Below are 407 nucleotides of genomic sequence, written 5' to 3'. Positions count from 1 at the left end.
CCCGACTCCGACCCCGACCCCGACTCCGACCCCGACTCCGACTCCGACCCCGGTCCCGTCGGTGATGCCGGATGGGACCAACACTGGTGTTCCGGTGGGGACGGCCCTGACGGTGTGGACCGGTGATTTAACGCTGTCGACGCCCGGTCAGGTGGTGAGCGGTCTGGATATCCGTGGAATGGTCACGATCAAGGCGGCGAATGTCACGATCAAGAACTCGATCATTCGTGGTCGTGCGTTGACCGGCAATGCGGCGCTCGTGAATAACATGGGCAACTTCGCGAATCTGAACGTCATCGATACCGAGCTGTTCCCGAGCATTCCTTCGGTATACGTGCAGGGCTTCTACGGTTCCAATGCCACGTTCACCCGGGTGAATATTCACGGGATCGTCGACGGCGTGCACA

Annotated in this window: 1 protein-coding gene; it reads left to right on the top strand. The window is 60.7% G+C overall.

Annotation, left to right across the window (positions count from 1 at the left end):
* Positions 1-94: 94 nt before the first annotated feature.
* Positions 95-407 (top strand): hypothetical protein (locus JF66_RS19735; protein ID WP_197059511.1); only part of this gene is annotated, 313 nt, incomplete at its 3' end.

It is taken from the genome of Cryobacterium sp. MLB-32 (assembly GCF_000738085.1).
Lineage (GTDB): Bacteria > Actinomycetota > Actinomycetes > Actinomycetales > Microbacteriaceae > Cryobacterium.
The sequence above is the reverse complement of the archived record's forward strand: the minus strand, read 5'-3'. Positions and strand labels throughout refer to the sequence as shown.